At 56.0% G+C, this 16,407-nt stretch carries 12 protein-coding genes and 4 pseudogenes; all 16 read right to left on the minus strand.

Annotated features, from left to right (window positions below; translation table 11 throughout):
* Positions 1–81: 81 nt before the first annotated feature.
* Positions 82–861, minus strand: a complete 780-nt coding sequence (locus tag IEW70_RS06030; RefSeq protein ID WP_188647012.1) for an enoyl-CoA hydratase — start codon at positions 859–861, stop codon at positions 82–84.
* Positions 861–1,751 carry a 3-hydroxyacyl-CoA dehydrogenase family protein gene (locus tag IEW70_RS06035; RefSeq protein WP_188647013.1) on the minus strand — a complete coding sequence of 297 codons (891 nt, stop codon included), beginning with the start codon at positions 1,749–1,751 and terminating at the stop codon, positions 861–863. Before IEW70_RS06035 ends, IEW70_RS06030 begins: the two co-directional genes overlap by 1 nt.
* A 167-nt stretch (positions 1,752–1,918) precedes the next feature.
* Positions 1,919–2,089: pseudogene (locus tag IEW70_RS17810) on the minus strand (thiolase family protein); the annotation flags it as partial.
* Between the two features lie 195 nt (positions 2,090–2,284).
* Complete coding sequence (locus IEW70_RS06040; protein ID WP_188647014.1) at positions 2,285–3,061, minus strand: SDR family oxidoreductase; 777 nt, start codon at positions 3,059–3,061, stop codon at positions 2,285–2,287.
* A 287-nt stretch (positions 3,062–3,348) separates the two neighbouring features.
* Complete coding sequence (locus IEW70_RS06045; RefSeq protein WP_188647015.1) at positions 3,349–4,422, minus strand: phosphotransferase family protein; 1,074 nt, start codon at positions 4,420–4,422, stop codon at positions 3,349–3,351.
* A 201-nt stretch (positions 4,423–4,623) separates the two neighbouring features.
* Positions 4,624–5,367, minus strand: coding sequence for a 2-phosphosulfolactate phosphatase (locus IEW70_RS06050; protein ID WP_188647016.1), 744 nt, complete (start codon positions 5,365–5,367; stop codon positions 4,624–4,626).
* Positions 5,368–5,639: 272 nt separating this feature from the next.
* The gene (locus IEW70_RS06055; RefSeq protein ID WP_188647017.1) at positions 5,640–6,872 is read right to left on the minus strand and encodes an acyl-CoA dehydrogenase; all 1,233 of its coding nucleotides are present in this window, start codon (positions 6,870–6,872) and stop codon (positions 5,640–5,642) included.
* 16 nt (positions 6,873–6,888) lie between these two features.
* Positions 6,889–8,577 (minus strand): long-chain fatty acid--CoA ligase, encoded by a 1,689-nt coding sequence (locus IEW70_RS06060; RefSeq protein WP_188647018.1) that lies wholly within the window; start codon positions 8,575–8,577, stop codon positions 6,889–6,891.
* A gap of 242 nt (positions 8,578–8,819) precedes the next feature.
* A complete protein-coding gene (locus IEW70_RS06065) occupies positions 8,820–10,223 on the minus strand; it encodes a sigma-54 interaction domain-containing protein (RefSeq protein WP_188647019.1) in 1,404 nt (467 codons plus the stop codon).
* Between the two features lie 400 nt (positions 10,224–10,623).
* A pseudogene (locus IEW70_RS06070) lies at positions 10,624–11,684 on the minus strand (phosphotransferase family protein).
* The gene (locus tag IEW70_RS06075) at positions 11,674–12,438 is read right to left on the minus strand and encodes a 2-phosphosulfolactate phosphatase (RefSeq protein WP_188647020.1); all 765 of its coding nucleotides are present in this window, start codon (positions 12,436–12,438) and stop codon (positions 11,674–11,676) included. Before IEW70_RS06075 ends, IEW70_RS06070 begins: the two are co-directional and overlap by 11 nt.
* Before the next feature lie 10 nt (positions 12,439–12,448).
* Positions 12,449–14,074, minus strand: coding sequence for a long-chain-fatty-acid--CoA ligase (locus tag IEW70_RS06080; RefSeq protein ID WP_229751856.1), 1,626 nt, complete (start codon positions 14,072–14,074; stop codon positions 12,449–12,451).
* 95 nt (positions 14,075–14,169) lie between these two features.
* Positions 14,170–14,507, minus strand: a pseudogene (locus IEW70_RS18445) (SDR family NAD(P)-dependent oxidoreductase).
* Positions 14,508–14,610: 103 nt separating this feature from the next.
* Complete coding sequence (locus IEW70_RS18450) at positions 14,611–14,736, minus strand: SDR family NAD(P)-dependent oxidoreductase (RefSeq protein WP_188647081.1); 126 nt, start codon at positions 14,734–14,736, stop codon at positions 14,611–14,613.
* 85 nt (positions 14,737–14,821) lie between these two features.
* Entirely contained in the window at positions 14,822–15,820 is a 999-nt protein-coding gene (locus IEW70_RS06095) for a phosphotriesterase family protein (protein ID WP_188647022.1), read from the minus strand.
* A 2-nt stretch (positions 15,821–15,822) separates the two neighbouring features.
* A pseudogene (locus IEW70_RS06100) lies at positions 15,823–16,155 on the minus strand (acyl-CoA dehydrogenase family protein); the annotation flags it as partial.
* Between the last annotated feature and the right edge of the window lie 252 nt (positions 16,156–16,407).

The following is a 16,407-nucleotide window of genomic DNA, read 5'->3' on the forward strand; positions in this document are numbered from 1 at the left end:
CATCGTTTTCTTTTTGAAACGATGTCTCTAATGACATATTCCCATGTCATATTGTAACGTCGCCCGCCGAGGTTTCCTCCCTCAACGGTGTTTAAATCGGGGGGCACGTTTTTCGATGAACGCCTGAACCCCTTCCTTAGCGTCTTCTGTTTGGAACACTTCCGTAAACAGATCCGCTTCCCGGTCGATCCCCTCTTTCAAGCCTCGTTCGGCTCCTTCATCGACCGCCCGCTTGATCCGAGACAGGGCCGGCAGGGAGTAGCCAGCTATTTTTTTGGCGAGCTTGCGTGCCGCCTCCATCCCTTCGCCGCTGGGAAGCACTTGGTTGACTAATCCGATGCGTTCCGCTTCTTCCGCGGATATCGGTTCTCCCGTATACATCAGTTCTTTGGCTTTGGCTTCGCCGATCAACCGCGGCAGGCGCTGCGTCCCCCCACCGCCCGGAAAAATTCCCAGTTTGATTTCCGGCAGCCCGATCTGTGCATGGGCTTCGGCCACCCGCAGGTCGCAGGTAAGGGCCAGTTCACACCCTCCACCGAAGGTGATCCCGTTCAGGACGGCGATCGTCGGCTTGGGCAAAAAATCGATTTGATTCTGAACATGGTGAGACCTCATCACGACTTCTTTTTTGTTTTCGCTTTCGATCAATTGCGGAAATTCTTTGATGTCGGCACCGGCCATAAAGGCCCGGTTGCCCGCGCCAGTCAGGATGACGACAACCGCTTCCGGATCTTCGGCAATTATTGAAAAGATCTCTCCCAATTCACTCACAACCTGACTGCTCAACACGTTCATTGGAGGATTGTCGATCGTAACGACGACGATCCCCTCCTCCTTTTCAAAACGGACGAATTCGCCCATCACACCCGCTCCTTTTCCCGCTCGTCGGTATAGTCGTACCAGCCTTTTCCCGTCTTCCGACCGAGGTGTCCGGCTTTCACTTTTTCCTCGACACACGCCGGCGGTTTATCGGCGGGGTCCCCGGTCTCCGCGTAACGCTGCTGCTGTACGTAATACCCGACATCGATCCCGGAGAGGTCCATGATCTGAAACGGACCCATCGGATGGTTCAGCGCCTTCCTGCAAACCGTGTCGATATCTTTAAAATCCGCGATTCCCTGTTCATAGAGCTTGACCGCTTCCGCGGTCAGAGCCCCCAGGATCCGGTTGGCCACAAACCCCGAAATCTCCTTGCGTAGCAATATGCCGGTACGGTTGATTTTCTTGCATAAATCCAGGGCCACCTGGGCCGTCTCTTCGGAGGTCTGTTCGCTCATTACCACTTCGACGCAATCCATGACGAGGGCGGGATAGAAGAAATGCATGTTGCAAACCTTTTCCGGACGCTGGGTGGTATCGGCGATCAGTGAATTGACAATGGTGGAGCTGTTCGTCGCCAGGATGGCGTGACGGGGAGCGATTTCGTCCAGACGGGCAAAAACCTCCCGCTTGACCTCCAGCTTTTCCACAACGGCTTCAATCACGAAGTCGGCATCCGATGCGGCTTCCTCCAAACGGGTGGTGAAGGTTAATCGGTTAAAGGCTTTACCTTTGGCTTCAGCAGATAACTTTCCTTTGGAAACCCATCGATCCATCAGCTTTTCCAGTGTAGATTTTGCTCTTTGGAGAGATTCCTCATCGATGTCCTGTACCGTTGTGTTGTACCCTCCCAAAGCGCACAACATGGCAATTTGATGTCCCATGGAACCGCTGCCGACCACACAGATGTTTTTTACATCGTCGATATGCATAATGAATCCATCCTTCCGTCATGATTGGTTTGTCTCTCATTCCCGTTCCAAAATCGTCGCGATCCCCTGGCCGCCCCTGATACAGGCCGTCAGCAAAGCATAGCGGGCCTAGATCCGCTTCAATTCGTATACCGCTTTGGTTCTTCGCAGCTGATCCCATATTTCTCCGCTAGATTTTCCGCGTTGATCCCCGACCCGCACTGCCGGTCCACCGTCAGTCGGGAATCTCCAAAGACAAGCCCGTCTTGAGAGCCGATAGACGAGCGATATTCCCTCCGCCGCTGAGAACATTCCAGGATGACATCATCGATCATTTCCGGCTTCAGGTTGGAACGTCGATCACTTCGGCGGCATAATAGAGGGGAGAAAGACGGGTTTATGCGTCCATTTCAAAAAATACTAACCGGTTGGTATTTTCATTTTTACCACTATATGTCAAACTATTCAAACGGACCTATGGTTATCGGCGCCAAACTAATCCCTTTTTTGTAAACCAGGCGGGGGAAGGTCCCGCCTGTAAATCCGACACGATCTCACCAAGCCGTCGCTCCGCCGTCCACCACCACGACTTGCCCCGTCATGTAGGCGGCGGCAGGGGAAGCCAGGAACACGGCGATTCCCTTGATATCATCCGGCTGCCCAAACCGAGCCATTGGAATGTGGGAGAGCATCTTTTCCCCAAACTTCTCCAGGAGCGGCCGCGACATTTTGCTGGGAAACCAGCCGGGAGCGATAGCGTTCACTTGGATCCCGTAGCGGGCCCAGCTGGTTGCCAGATCCTTGGTCATGGTGATGACGGCCCCCTTGCTGGAATTGTAGCCGACGGTTTGCATGTATTCGGGGTGGCCGCCGACCAACCCGGCAACGGAGGCGATATTGATGATCCTTCCTCCCTTTCCCCGGGCGATCATTCGTTTCCCCGCCGCCTGAGACATCAAAAAGACCCCTTTTACGTTGACATCCATCACCCGCTCGAACTTGTCAACGGGCATTTCCTCCGGCGGCGCTCCCCAGGTGGCCCCGCTGTTGTTGACAACGATGTCCACGCTGCCGAAGCTCTCCTCCGTTGTCGCCACCACCCGCTCCACGTCTTCGGGACGGGTGACATCGCAGGCGAGGGCGAGGGCTTCTCCCCCTTTGGCTTCGATCCCATCTTTCACCTGCTCGCAAGCCTCCAATTTCCGGGAACACAAAACCACCTTCGCCCCGGCCTCCGCCAGGGCTTCCGCCATATACTGACCCAACCCTCTCCCCCCTCCGGTGACAATGGCCGTTTTTCCGTCCAGACGAAACAAATCCTGAATGTTCAATGAAACCATCCTTTCAGGGTTCGTTATCTTTCTCCCTCCAAAAAGAACAAGGACTCTACTACTGAACTCCGCCCTCTTCCCCGAAAGACAACACAGCGTACCTCATCGCCTTCCGTAGCCCGGTTAACCGCCTCATATACTTCCTCATGTATCTGCTCGTTGAAGGCGTTCACCGATTCGGCCGGTTCAAGGGGATCGTGGCTTTTCCTTCCCGTTGTTCACAACAGATCGTTTCTAACATCCTCATCCCCCATGTTTCCGTCTGCATCCTATCTTAAGCCCGATCCCTAAACCCGTCCCATTAAGGTACAATCGGCGGCATACCGGATGAGGCCCCGTACGCGTCCGCCGAAGGAGGCGAAGCGGGGGTCCCGGGTTTGCCCCTTTTTCCAGCGGGCGTAAATCTGCTGGACAATCACCGCTAACTTGAAATAGGCAAAGGTCATGTAAAAGTGCATCGATGATAAGTCCCGGCCGCTCCTGACTGCGTACATCTCCATAAATCGCTCCCTGGAGATAAAGCCGGACCTTTTGGTCACCGAGGGCAGAATATCCCGCAATTCCTCCGGGTCATCCGAGTGGACCCAGTAACTCAGAGTAACGGCCAGGTCAAAGAGAGGATCCCCGATGGTCGTCATCTCCCAATCCACAACGGCGACCGGCGAGCACAGATCAGCCGGGTCCAACAACATATTGTTCAACTTGAAATCGTTGTGAATGATGGTCGGAGCCGGACTCGCAGGGATATGTTCCGCCAGCCAGCGGGTCAAGGGTTCCACTTGGGGAATGTCATCGGTTTTCGCCTTGTCATAGCGATGGACCCAACCTCTCACCTGCCGTTCCAAAAAACCCTCCGGACGGCCGAATGATTCCAGTCCAGCTTCTCTCCAGTCGAGAGCGTGCAATCGAACCAGAGTCTCCACCATCGTCTCCGATAGGCGTCGACAGAAATCCTCCGTCACATCGACACCGGCTGGAAATTCCCCGTCCAATACCACTCCTTTTCTCCGTTCCATCACATAGAAAGTAGAACCCAGCACCCCGGGATCGGTGCAGAGAAGATAGGGCTTGGGTGCCAGGGGGTAGACGGGGTGCAGCTTCTCCAACAAAGTTGCCTCCCGCTCCATATCGTGGGCTTTGGGAGGCAGAGGTCCCAACGGCGGGCGGCGCAGCACCGCTTCCCAGTCCCCGACCCGGATGAGATAGGTCAGGTTGGAGGCCCCGGAGGGAAACTGGCGCACCTCCAACGGCCCCTCCGGCAGGTCCTCCAGCTGCTCCCGAAGGTAGCGGGACAACCGCTCCCGGTCAAAATCTTCCCCGGGGCGCACGGGGATCGTCTCGGTTCCCTTTTGCTTGGACATGGGCAACTCACCTCGCATCAACGATTTCATCTGTTAACAAAGTCCTTTCGTCCACGGACGAATCTTAAGCCTCGCTTTGGTCGTTTCGCAATCAACGTTCAGAGACGTTGTTCGTGTTGATCTCAAAGGACAACATTAGTCCCTCGCCTGCAAATCGTCCCCTCCTCTCTCCCATCAAACTCGGTTTGGATCGTTTTCCTCTCACGGTTCGGTCCGGGGATGGGGACGGAGAGGCTGCAACTTCCCGTCCCTCACCTCGACCAGCGAGTCGCTCGCCCCGATTTCCCCTACGTAGCGAAGGAGGTCGGCTTTCCCGTTTTTGATGAACCAACGGCCCACCCGAGCCTCCTTGAGAATATCCTCGGTCTTTTGCTTTTGTGTCCGGCCGAACTCCCGCACCAGCCAAGCCGCGTCGTTCAGCTTCCAGCCCCTGGTGTCCATCCGGGACAGAATCGCGGCGGCGCACAAGGTATCTTCCAGGGAGATATGCCCTTTGGACCCCGCGCAGATCAAATAAATGTCGCCGGAGTCCGCGGCCCGGAGATATCGGGCCACCGACGGCGCGTTGCGCAGGCAGGCGAGGAGAAGCCGGGATGCCGAGCGGGCTTTCGCGACGGCCCGGGTGCCATTGGTGCTCAAAAAGACGACATCCTTTCCCGCCACTTTTTCCGGGCTGAATTCATCGGGAAACGGACCACAATCGAAGCCGTCGATCAACAGCCCGTCCTCTTCTCCCCCTGTTAATACCAAGGACGAAGCCAAAGACTCCCGCAGTCTGATGGCCTCCTCCATACTCCCCGCCGGAAACACGCGGCGGGCCCCGCCTTCCACAATGGCGTGAAGGGTGGTGGTAGCCAGCAGGACATCGATGACCACGGCCGTGCTCCTGGACAACGCTTCCGAGTCAATCTCCTCTTTTCGCATCAAGACCACCAGTTTTTTCATCTTCCACCATTCATCTCCCGATCCGCTGGTACTGGTTTTAAACCAGTACCCCATCTGATAAAAATGGTTCTGTTTTTCTTAATAATCGATGTTTTGAAGGAATTGTCACGGGAGCGGTCGGGGGGGTCTTTCGTCTTCGGTCCATGCAAAGACAAGACCTCCAACGGAAGAACCACCCCTGTGCCCCCTAAGGAAAAACAAGGAAGGTTTTTAGAAGGGGCACTAGCTTTTCCCCTCCGGAGCCGGTCTCTTCCCGTTCCCTGAAAAAACCATCACCTGTCTGCGAAGATCCTTTCCCTCCCGGTCTCGCCGGCCAACTCCAGTTTGGCGATGGAACGGCGATGAACTTCGTCGGGGCCGTCGGCGAGGCGGAGGGTGCGCGCGCCGGCCCACATGGAAGCCAAGGGGAAATCCTCACTCACTCCCCCACCTCCGTGGGCTTGGATCGCCCGGTCGATCACGCGCAGAGCCATGTTGGGAGCGACCACTTTGATCATCGCAATTTCCTTCTTGGCGACTTTGTTCCCCACCGTATCCATCATGTAAGCCGCTTTCAACGTCAACAGGCGGGCTTGCTCGATCTCGATCCGGGAATCGGCGATCCACTCCCGGATCACCCCTTGCTCGGACAAAGGCTTGCCAAAGGCGACCCGTTCCTTAACGCGGCTGATCATCAATTCCAACGCCCGCTCCGCCGCGCCAATCAGACGCATGCAGTGATGAATCCGTCCAGGTCCCAGGCGCCCCTGTGCGATGGCAAAGCCTTTCCCTTCCCCCCAAATGATGTTGGACTTGGGCACGCGAACCTGATCGAACATGATTTCCGCGTGGCCATGGGGGGCATCGTCATAGCCGAATACCGGAAGCATCCGCTCGACGTGGACCCGGGGTGTATCCAGTGGAACGAGAATCATCGAGTGCTGGGCGTGCCTGGGCGCATCCGGATTGCTTTTTCCCATGACGATCGCCACTTTGCACCGTGGATCCCCCGCTCCGGAGGACCACCACTTGCGACCGTGGACGACGTATTCGTCCCCGTCAGGCGTGATGGTCGCCTCCATGTTGGTCGCGTCGGAAGAAGCGACATCCGGTTCCGTCATGGAAAAACAGGAGCGGATCTCTCCCTCGAGCAGGGGTTTCAGCCATCGTTCTTTCTGCTCTTCCGTTCCGTACCGTTCCAACACCTCCATATTCCCCGTATCCGGAGCGGAACAGTTGAACACCTCGGGTGCGATGGGGGATCGGCCCATGATTTCACAAAGGGGGGCGTACTCCAGGTTGGTCAACCCGCCGCCCCGTTCGCTGTCCGGCAGAAACAGGTTCCAAAGCCCTGCTTGTTTCGCCTTCGCCTTCATCTCCTCCATCACCGGTGGAATCGACCACCGATCCGTCCCCTCCTGCAACTGCTGCGCATAGACGCTTTCGTTGGGGTACACGACCTCCTCCATAAACGACAACAATTTCTCCCGCAGCTCTTTCACTTTCTCCGAGTATTCAAAATTCATGAGAACCACCCCTTCATTAGCGCATCTTTTCAGCCCGTTTCCGGTTACGCCGCTCTTCGTCCTGCAGCTTGCGCCACAGGATTTTTCCGCTCCCCGTCATCGGAAGCTGATCGATAAACTGGACGATCCGCGGATATTTGTAGGCCGCCATCCGCTCCTTCGACCACCGGATGATCTCCTCTTCGCTGACCTTGCCATGTTCCGATGACTTCAAGACGATAAACGCCTTGACCGTTTCACCCCGCCGATCATCGGGTACACCGATCACACATGCGTGCTTGACAGCCGGGTGCTGATACAACAAGCTCTCCACTTCCGTCGGCCACACCTTCATCCCCGACGCGTTGATCATTCGTTTGAGCCGGTCCACGATGAAAAAATATCCCTCTTCGTCCACTCTCGCGATGTCCCCCGTTCGGAAAAAGGGATCCCCGTCGTCGAGGTTTACAAAGGCTTCCTCCGTCTCGGACCGTCGGTTCCAGTATCCTTTGAAAACCTGCGGGCCGCGAACCAGGAGTTCCCCTTCCTCCCCGGGCCCCAGCCGTTGCAAAGTATCCGGATTCACCACGCAGGCGTCCACGTCAAAGGATGGGATGCCCAGACATTGCAGCTTGGGTCGGTGAACGGGATTGATATGGGTTTGGGACATCGTTTCGCTCAAACCGTACCCTTCCACAAAGCGCAATCCCGTCCGCCGGTAGAGCTCCTCTCCCACCGCTTCAGGCAGAGGCGCACCTCCTCCCCCGACAAACTGGAGGGATCCGCACTCATCCTGCGCCAAGTCGGGATTAGCCAGAAAATCGACCACCATCGTGCTAATCCCGGTCCAATGGGTGCATCGGTGGGTTTGGATCAGCTCTGCGGCGGTATCCCGGTCCCAACGGGTCATCAATACCATGCTACCCCCGGTAAAAATCGGCGCGTTCATACTGTGCTGCATCCCCGTGACGTGAAACAGGGGCAAGGTAGTCAAGGCCACGGTATTGGGGGTGAGATTCACCCATGTAGAGGCACCCACCAATGTTGCCTGCACGGTGTAGTGGGTGTGCAGGCAACCCTTTGGTCTGCCCGTCGTTCCCGAGGTATAGGGCAGCACCGCCAGATCATCAGACCGAGCGTTGTGAGGGCCCGGCAAATTCCCGGAGGTAAGGGCTTCTGACCAAAGGGTGACACCGTCATCCCTGATCGCAACGCGAGGAGCGACTACTTCCTTCGGCGGCTGAACGACGGGAGAAGAAGGAAGGTAGTCCGAATAGGCGGCAACGATGATGTGATTCAGCGAACCGCTTCCGTTCAAGGGTGCTATCCGGTCGTACAGCTCCTGGCCGACAATCGCGGCCTTCGGCTCGCAATCCTTGATGTAAAAGGCGAGCTCCTCCGTCACGTTCATCGGGTTCAACGGAACCACAACCGCGTCCGCCCGCAAGATCGCATAAAAAGAGAGGATAAACTGAGGGGAATTTTGTAAAAACAGCAAAACCCGATCCCCTTTGGACACATGGAGCTTACGCTGCAGAAAACCGGCCAATGCCTCCGCTTCCTCCAGCAAAAGCTGATATGACAAGGGCTGTCCATAGTAATAGATTGCCGTACGGTCCGGATACCTCCGTGCCGACACGGCCAGGTTATCCCAGACCGTCGTCCGGGGGATATCCAATGTGACAGGCATCCGGTCCGGCCAAAAATCAAAATGACGATCAGTCATCACAATCCCCCCAAAACCGTTTCGTGCTATTTAACTTGTTAACTCGAAATTCACCGATCATCATAAGAACACATACCACCCAATAGGGAACATGAAGGCCCATCACCCGTCCAAGTCGGAAAAGTTTGCATAGGTTTCGTCTTCATTTTCGGGATATACCAACCGGTTAGTATGTTCATTTTAGCATGATATGTATGACTATTCAAATTACTTTTACACAAAGTTGTTTCCTCTATATACATTCAAAAGGTGAGCTGATATTTTTTCAGCTTCATATAGAATCCCTTGCGGCTCATTCCCAGACGTTGGATGGCTTCCGTCTTGGTCCTGGATTCCCGTAGGGCCTTGATGATCATCTCTTTCTCCACCTGCTCCACGACCTCTTTCAGGTTCGCTTTAGCGAAGACTTCCCTTTTCGGAAAAGAGGCGGGGGATTCTTCTCCGCTCTCGCCAATGGCGTCTTGTCCGCCTTTGACAGATTCCCAGATGTGCTGCGGCAGGTGCTGAACATCCAGAAGCTGCCCTTCGGAGAGGACGTACATATACTCGATGCAGCTTTGCAGCTCCCGCACGTTGCCGGGCCAGGAATACCTTTTGATCATTTCCAGGACCCGCGGAGAGAAAGCTTTCTGCCGGCCGTGGCGCTTCTCCAATTGCCGATTGAATTGCTCGGCTAACAGGAGCACATCGGAGGAACGTTCCCTAAGGGGCGGGAGATGGATAGGGATGACGCTGATCCTGTAATAAAAATCAGGGCGGAACTTCCCGTTTTCCACCATGGACTCCAGGTCGCGGTTGGTGGCGGCGATGAGGCGGAAGCGGACAGGGCAAGCCTTGATCCCCCCCACCCGAATCACTTCCCGCTCCTGGAGCACTCGAAGCAGCTTGGATTGGAGCATGGGGCTGATTTCGCCGATTTCGTCCAAAAACAGCGTCCCCCCCTCCGCCAACTCAATCAAACCGGGTTTTCCACCCTTTTGTGCCCCGGTGAATGCACCGGCCTCATAGCCGAAAAGCTCCGATTCGATCAGGGTCTCCGGGATGGATGCCATGTTGAGAGCGATAAAGGGGCCGTCAGAGAAGGGGCTGGCTTCGTGAATCGCCTTGGCAAACACCTCTTTACCTACCCCGGTCTCTCCTCTAAGGAGGACGGTGGTGTCCGTCTGGGCCACCTTTTTCGCGATGTAAATCACATTTTTCAGCTCCCTGCTCTCGCCGACCAAACGGCTGAAGGGGTCTCCCCCCTTTGCCGTCTTTTCATTTTTGCACCATGCGGGGGCGGAAGGGAGGGAGAAATCGGCGGAGAACAGGGAAACTGGGCGAAAAATGCCGATCGCCCCCACTTTTTCCCCTTCGTCATAGACGAGAAAAATATTGGCCACGATATCCATGCCCACGGATTCGATATAGGAGTAATCGTGATAGACCGGCCGCTCCGACTCCAGCACCTCGATGATCCGCGCCTTGGGCTCGATGTCGGATAAGCGCCTTCCGATCACCTTGTCCCTGGGAACACCGATCAGTCGGGAATAGGCGCTGTTGGCGTGAAGAATCTCCGTATCGTTGCCGATAAACAGGAAAATCTCATCCAAATGGTCCAAGATGCTGAACCAATTTTTTAGCAAAACCTGCTGGTTTTTGCCCATCTTTTACCCCCGAAAGAGCTGATAAGTTGTTGTTTTTTATTTTTTCATTCATTCTGAATAGTGTCAACATTAGGCGTTTTCCTTCGGCAGTCGGGGGGATGGGAACCTTTCCCCTTTATACAATATCGGCGATGTGGCTTTTGCGTAGGACGCTCCCTTCGGGTTGGAACGGATGAATGCGCGGCGGAGCCAATCCGTTGCGCGCCTTAGCTTTTCCCCTTGCGGCATGCCACCGATCAATTTTCGGGCCGACACCTCTGCCTGTAAGAGGTTGTCATTAATCTGATCCTCTTTTTCAAAGAGATCGTCTTAAAACATGGATCAGGCTCCTTTCTGTCCAATTTACAAATATGTCAAAGACCCGCTCATCTATAGCGCACACTTATTCGCCGTTGCCGGTCTACCGTTTTCCCGCCCGAACCAAGCCATCGGCGTATCGGATCAGATGGCGCACCCGCTCCCCGAAGGAGGCAAATCGCTTATCCTTCGTCTGTCCCCTTTTCCAGCGGGCGAAGATCTGCTGCAGGATCACCGCCATTTTGAAATAGGCGAAGGGGATGTAAAAGTGCATAGAAGAGAGGTCACGGCCACTCTTTTGGGCATATCGCTCTATAAATTCCTCCCGGGAGATAAAGCCGGGGTAGTGTGTCACCGTGGGCAGTACATGGATTAGCTCCTCGGAATCATCCGGCTGTGCCCAGTAGCCTAATGCCACAGCCAGGTCAAAGAGGGGGTCCCCGATGGTGGTCATCTCCCAATCCAGCACCGCCAAAGGCTTGGCCACATCCTCCAGATCCCACAGCATGTTGTTCAGCTTAAAATCGTTGTGGATCACTGTCGGTGCGGGACTCTCAGGCACATTTTCCAACAGCCAGCGGACGAGAGGCTCCACTTCCGGGATATCGTCGGTCTTCGCCTTGTCGTACCGCGCAATCCACCCTTTCACTTGCCGCTCTAAAAATCCCATGGGGCGGCCCATGAAGGCCAACCCCGCTTCCCGCCAATCGATATCATGGAGCTTCACCAAGGTGTCCACCGTCGCCTCGGAAATCCGCCGGCAGAGATCCGGTGTCGGCTTCACCCCTGGGGGGAAGGCATCATCGATGACGACACCCCGCCGATGTTCCATCACATAGAAAACTGCCCCCAAGACGGAAGCATCCCGGCAGATGACATAGGGCTTCGGCGCCAGGGAAAAAACGGGATGGAGCTTTTCCAGGAGCATTGCCTCCCGCTCCATGTCGTGGGCCTTAGGCGGCAACGGACCCAAGGGGGGCGACGCAGCACCGCCTCCCACTCCCCGATCCGGATAAAATAGGTCAGGTTGGAAGCCCCGGTGGGATACTGCCGCACCTCCATGGGGACATCCGCCAAACTGTCGATGTGTTCTCTTAAGAAACAAGCCACCTTTTCCCGGTCAAATTCCTCCCCTTCCCGAACGGGAATCGTCTTATCTTCCATGCGCCTCCCTCCAACCCACTTTGCTCTGTAGCGGTGCAAGCAGCCCGTCTTGTAAGACGACCAAGGTATCGCTGGCCCCTACCTCCCCTGTATAACGGAGGACATGGGTCAGCCCTTCTTGTTCAAACCACCGGCCCACCCGCCCCTTATTCAAAAGGGAAGGGATGTCTCCCCGGTGGCTGACGCCCCATTGCTGCAGCACCAGGCTGGCATCGTCCAAATCCCACCCGGTGAGGTCCATCTCCGCCAAGATAACTGCGGCACACAAGGTATCCTCCAGGGAAAACCGCCCCTGGGAGCCCGCGCAGATCAGCCAGACGGATTCCTTCTCCACCTCCTGCAGATAACGGGCCACCGCCGGAGCGTTGCGAAGGCAGGCGATTAGCAGCTCCTCGGCTATTTTGGCTCGGTGAATCGCCCGTGTGCCGTTAGTGGTGAGAAAAATGACATCTTTCCCCTTCACTTTTTCCGCGGGATATTCATCGGGGAAGGGGCCGCAGTCGAACCCGTCGACAGAGACGCCCCCCTCCTCTCCTCCGGTCAGGAGAAGAGGGGAGTCCAGCTCATCCGCCAACCGGCGCGCCTCCTCCAGGCTGCCGGCGGGCAAGATCCTGCGAGCGCCAGCCTCCACGATGGCAAGGAGCGTCGTTGTCGCCAAGAGGGCATCCATGACGACAGCCATTGCCCCAGTCAGCCTGGCGGCATCGATCTCTTCTTTTTTCAGCCAAACACGCATTTTCTTCGTCGAAGTCATTCAGCTCCTGTTACGCGTCTTGCTGCTTCAAAGCTGCCTCCCTCGCCTGGTCCCTAAGCTGCCGGCGCAGGAATTTGCCCGTGGCGGTCTTGGGCAATTCCTTCAGGAAGACGACCTCCCGGGGGTACTTGTAATCCGCTATCCGCTCCTTGCAGAATTGGATCATCTCCTCCTCCGTCACCTCAAACCCTTCCTTGAGAGAAACGTAAGCCCTCACGGTCTCCCCTCGGTAGGGGTGGGGAACACCGACCACCGCCGCCTCCTTCACGGCGGGATGCTTATATAGGACGTCCTCCACATCCCGGGGCCACACCTTGAAACCGGAAGCGATGATCATGTCCTTTTTCCGGTCGACGACGTAAAACCAGCCCTTTTCATCCATCTTGACCACGTCCCCGGTGAGGAACCAGCCGTCGTGGAAGGCTTTTTCCGTCTCAGCGGGTTTTTCCCAGTAGCCGGCGAAGATCATCGGGCCCCGCACAGCAAATTCTCCCGTCTCCCTGGGAGCGACCTCCTTGGAGGGGTCTGCGAGGTCCACCAGCTTCGCTTCGCAGTTGGGGACGGGAATGCCCACCGACAGGGCTCCGCTCTCCGGATCCACCGGCGCCCGGGCACCGAAGGGCACGACGAGGGTAGGGGAGTTGCTCTCCGTCAGCCCGTAAATATTGTGAATGTAAATGCCGAACTTCTCCATAAACTGCTCGGTGATGCTGGGGGCGATGGGAGCACCGCCGCTGTAGCATTTTTTCAGGGAGGAGAGATCGTGCTTTTCAACATCGGGGTGGTTCATAAGGGCGATATAGGCGGTGATGGAGCCGACAGTGAAGGTAGGCCGCCACTTTTCGACGAGTCGCAGCATCTCCTTGACGTCAAAGCGATGGAACAGCACCAGGGGAATTCCGGCAAGGCCCGCCACGGCGATATGGCCCACGATGCCGGTGATGTGGAACAAGGGAGCCATACCCAACACGCAGTCCTCGTCTCCCAATTGCATCCAAGTGCGGTACACCTCGGCGTTAAAGACGATGTTCTTGTGCAGGCTCATCGCCCCCTTAGGAAGACCCGTAGTGCCGGAGGTGTACACCAAGTAGGCAACATCCTCAGGGGTGACCTTCTCCCGGGGGAGCCGGCGGTTTAACCTCTTTTGCACTGACTCCATCATGTCGGTGGTGTCGGCAAACCGCTGCTTATCAGAGTTTTTGAGCAAGCTGACGGTCTCCTTCATCCCCTTCGGGAGCAAGTCCACCTCATTGGTGGTGACCACGTGTTCCACCTTGGTCTTCGCCACCACTTCCTCGGCCACCACGGCGTAGAGGGACTCCAGACAGACCAGAACCTTTGCTCCGGAGTCGTTTAAGTGGTACTCCAGCTCCTTTTCCTTGAGCATCGGATTGAGGGGAACGATGATCGCGCCGCGCTTCCAGGCGCCGTACTGAGCGATAAGAAACTGGGGGTTGTTCTGCATATAGACAGCCACCCGGTCCCCTTTGCCCACCCCCCACTCTGCCAGGAGAACGGCGAAAGCCTCCGCCATGCCATCCAGATCCTTATAGGAGATAGAGCGTTCAAAATAGTGGACGGCGGCCCGGTAGGGATACCGTTTCACCGACTCTTCGAAATAACCGATCATGCTCATCCTCGGCAGAGGCAGCTCCTGAGGAACATAAGGTGCGTAAGACGCAAGCCAAGGTTTGTCCGTGTAAGGAGAAGACATGTTGATCCCTCCTGTTTTCATCGTTTAAAGACGGCCGCTCCGTCGTCCACAAACAGGACGGATCCGTTGACAAAGGAAGCGTCATTGCTGGCGAGGAAAGCCACCACCTTAACCACTTCCCCGGGCTTTGCCGCCCTGCCGCGCATTTGCGCTTTTTCACCGCTTTCCAAACTTTGGAGCGCAGTTTCCACGACTGGACGTTCTCCGTATCCACCAGCCCCAGAGCGATGGCCACGACGCGGATGTTGTAGGGTGCCAGCTCTAAGGCCGCCGCTTTGGTCATCATCACCACGGCGCCCTTGCTGGCATGATAGGGAAAAATGTTTACGGTTGCCGACAACCGGCGTTTGAACATGATGTCCAGCTTGTCGAATGCGTGGAGGGTATCTGAACCAACGCCTTCACGCTGTCATAAAGAGAAGTGTCTGCCTGAAAGAAGCGGGCAGATCCCCTTGGCTTCAATCTCGGCCACTGTCCGCTCTCTGTTGAACCTGGTCGAGATCCGCCACAACCACCTTGGCTCCCTTCCGGGCCAGCTCTTTGGCGGCAGACCTACCGATCCCCTTCGCTCCACCGGTGACAATTTTTTACTGCATCGATTGAACCTCGCTTTTTCTGCAACGGATAGAGAAAGATCCTCCGCACGGGTACGGGGGTCGAAGGCTTCGGCTACACTTCCACCTTGGTGTGGACGCCGAACATCCGCGCCGGGTTTTTCACCATAATCTGATCGATCTGCTCCTCGGTGACCCCTTTTTCCTTCAATTGTGGAATGATGGTGTCAAAGACGTAGGTGATATGCCAGTTTTCCAACAATTTGGCCAGCTGCTCCGGCCAGACCGGGGGGCGGCCCAACCAGACGTTCACCGTGTCGTGGGAAAGGAGGATCTGCTCCTCGTAGCCTGCATTGATCAGCCCCAACAGGACGACGAGCTTCTCGGAATCCATCGGCATCCCGACGAAACCTTGGATGCCCATGCGATCAAAACCAACGGAGCAGCCCGTCTGCAACACGCGGATGTGGTAGCCCACATCGGTGTTCCCGTCCATGTGGCCGATAAGGATGCGGCTGGGATCCGCTCCTTCGGCAACCAGAAACTCCGCCTGCTCCGGTCCCATGGTCCCTTCCTGAGTGTGGGTGATGAGAGGCACCCCCGTCTCCCGTTGCACTTTGGCCGCCGCCCGGAAGAACATCTTCTCATAATCGGTGATCTCGTTCTTGCTGGAGGCCAGCTTGATCACGCCGGCCTTGATGCCGGTTTTGCCGATCCCCTCGGTGATCTCCCTGATAAACATCTCGTAGATTTCCTGCTCTGCATCCGATACCACATTGCGGAACTTAAAGTAGTTGGGTGCCCCTTCGCCTTCGTAGTAGTACCCGGTGGAACAGACGATGTTGACCCCCGTTCGCTCGGAAATCTCCTTTAATAATTCGGGGTTCCGGCCACAATCGTTGGGGGTGGCGTCCACGATCGTCTTTACGCCGTGGGCTTTCGCCTTTTCGGCCACCTCGATCCCCGTCTGCAGGGCCGCCTCCCAATCGACCCCTCCTAAGGTCACATCGCCGTCAAAACCGGGGTAACCGAAGGCAAAATGCTCATGGATCAAGGTTTTTCCCAATTCCTCCGTAGCGATCGGCCCACGAACGGTGTTCACCACTTTTTCCATGTTCATCCCTCTCCTTTTTGGAATTTGTCCTTTTCACTCGACACTAAGCTCCAGACAGCTACAGCCCGGCGGTGCACCCTCGGGCCCGTCGGCTAAGCGCAGGGTGCGGGCATTGGCCCACATGTAGGCGAGGGGGAAATCTTCACTTATACCGACGGCACCGAAGGCCTGAAAGGCACGATCGATGACGTTGAGAACCATGTTGGAAGCGACTACTTTGATCATGGCGATCTTCTTCTCCCTGCTTTGTTGCCTACGGTATCCATCATGTCTTCCGCTTTCAGCGTCAACAGGCGGGCTTGTTCGATCTCGATACGGGAATCAGCGATCCATTCCCCTTTGAATGCACACCTCCTCTTCTCTCAGGACGTTGCATTGTCGTTCACCCAAATATATAAGCAAGATGAATGCCAGTCTATTTACAGCGTTCCAGGAGGAACATTAACAGAAAATTGTGTTAAATGTACACAAAAAGGTCCCCGTCGACGGAAGTAACTGAAAAGACGACAGTGTTGTGCTTCTTTCTCTCAGATGTTTCTTTTAGAAACAAATTTTGTTTACGGAGAACCCATACAGTAATATGGCTG

Origin of the sequence: Marinithermofilum abyssi (assembly GCF_014641195.1) — a bacterium.
Lineage (GTDB): Bacteria > Bacillota > Bacilli > Thermoactinomycetales > DSM-45169 > Marinithermofilum > Marinithermofilum abyssi.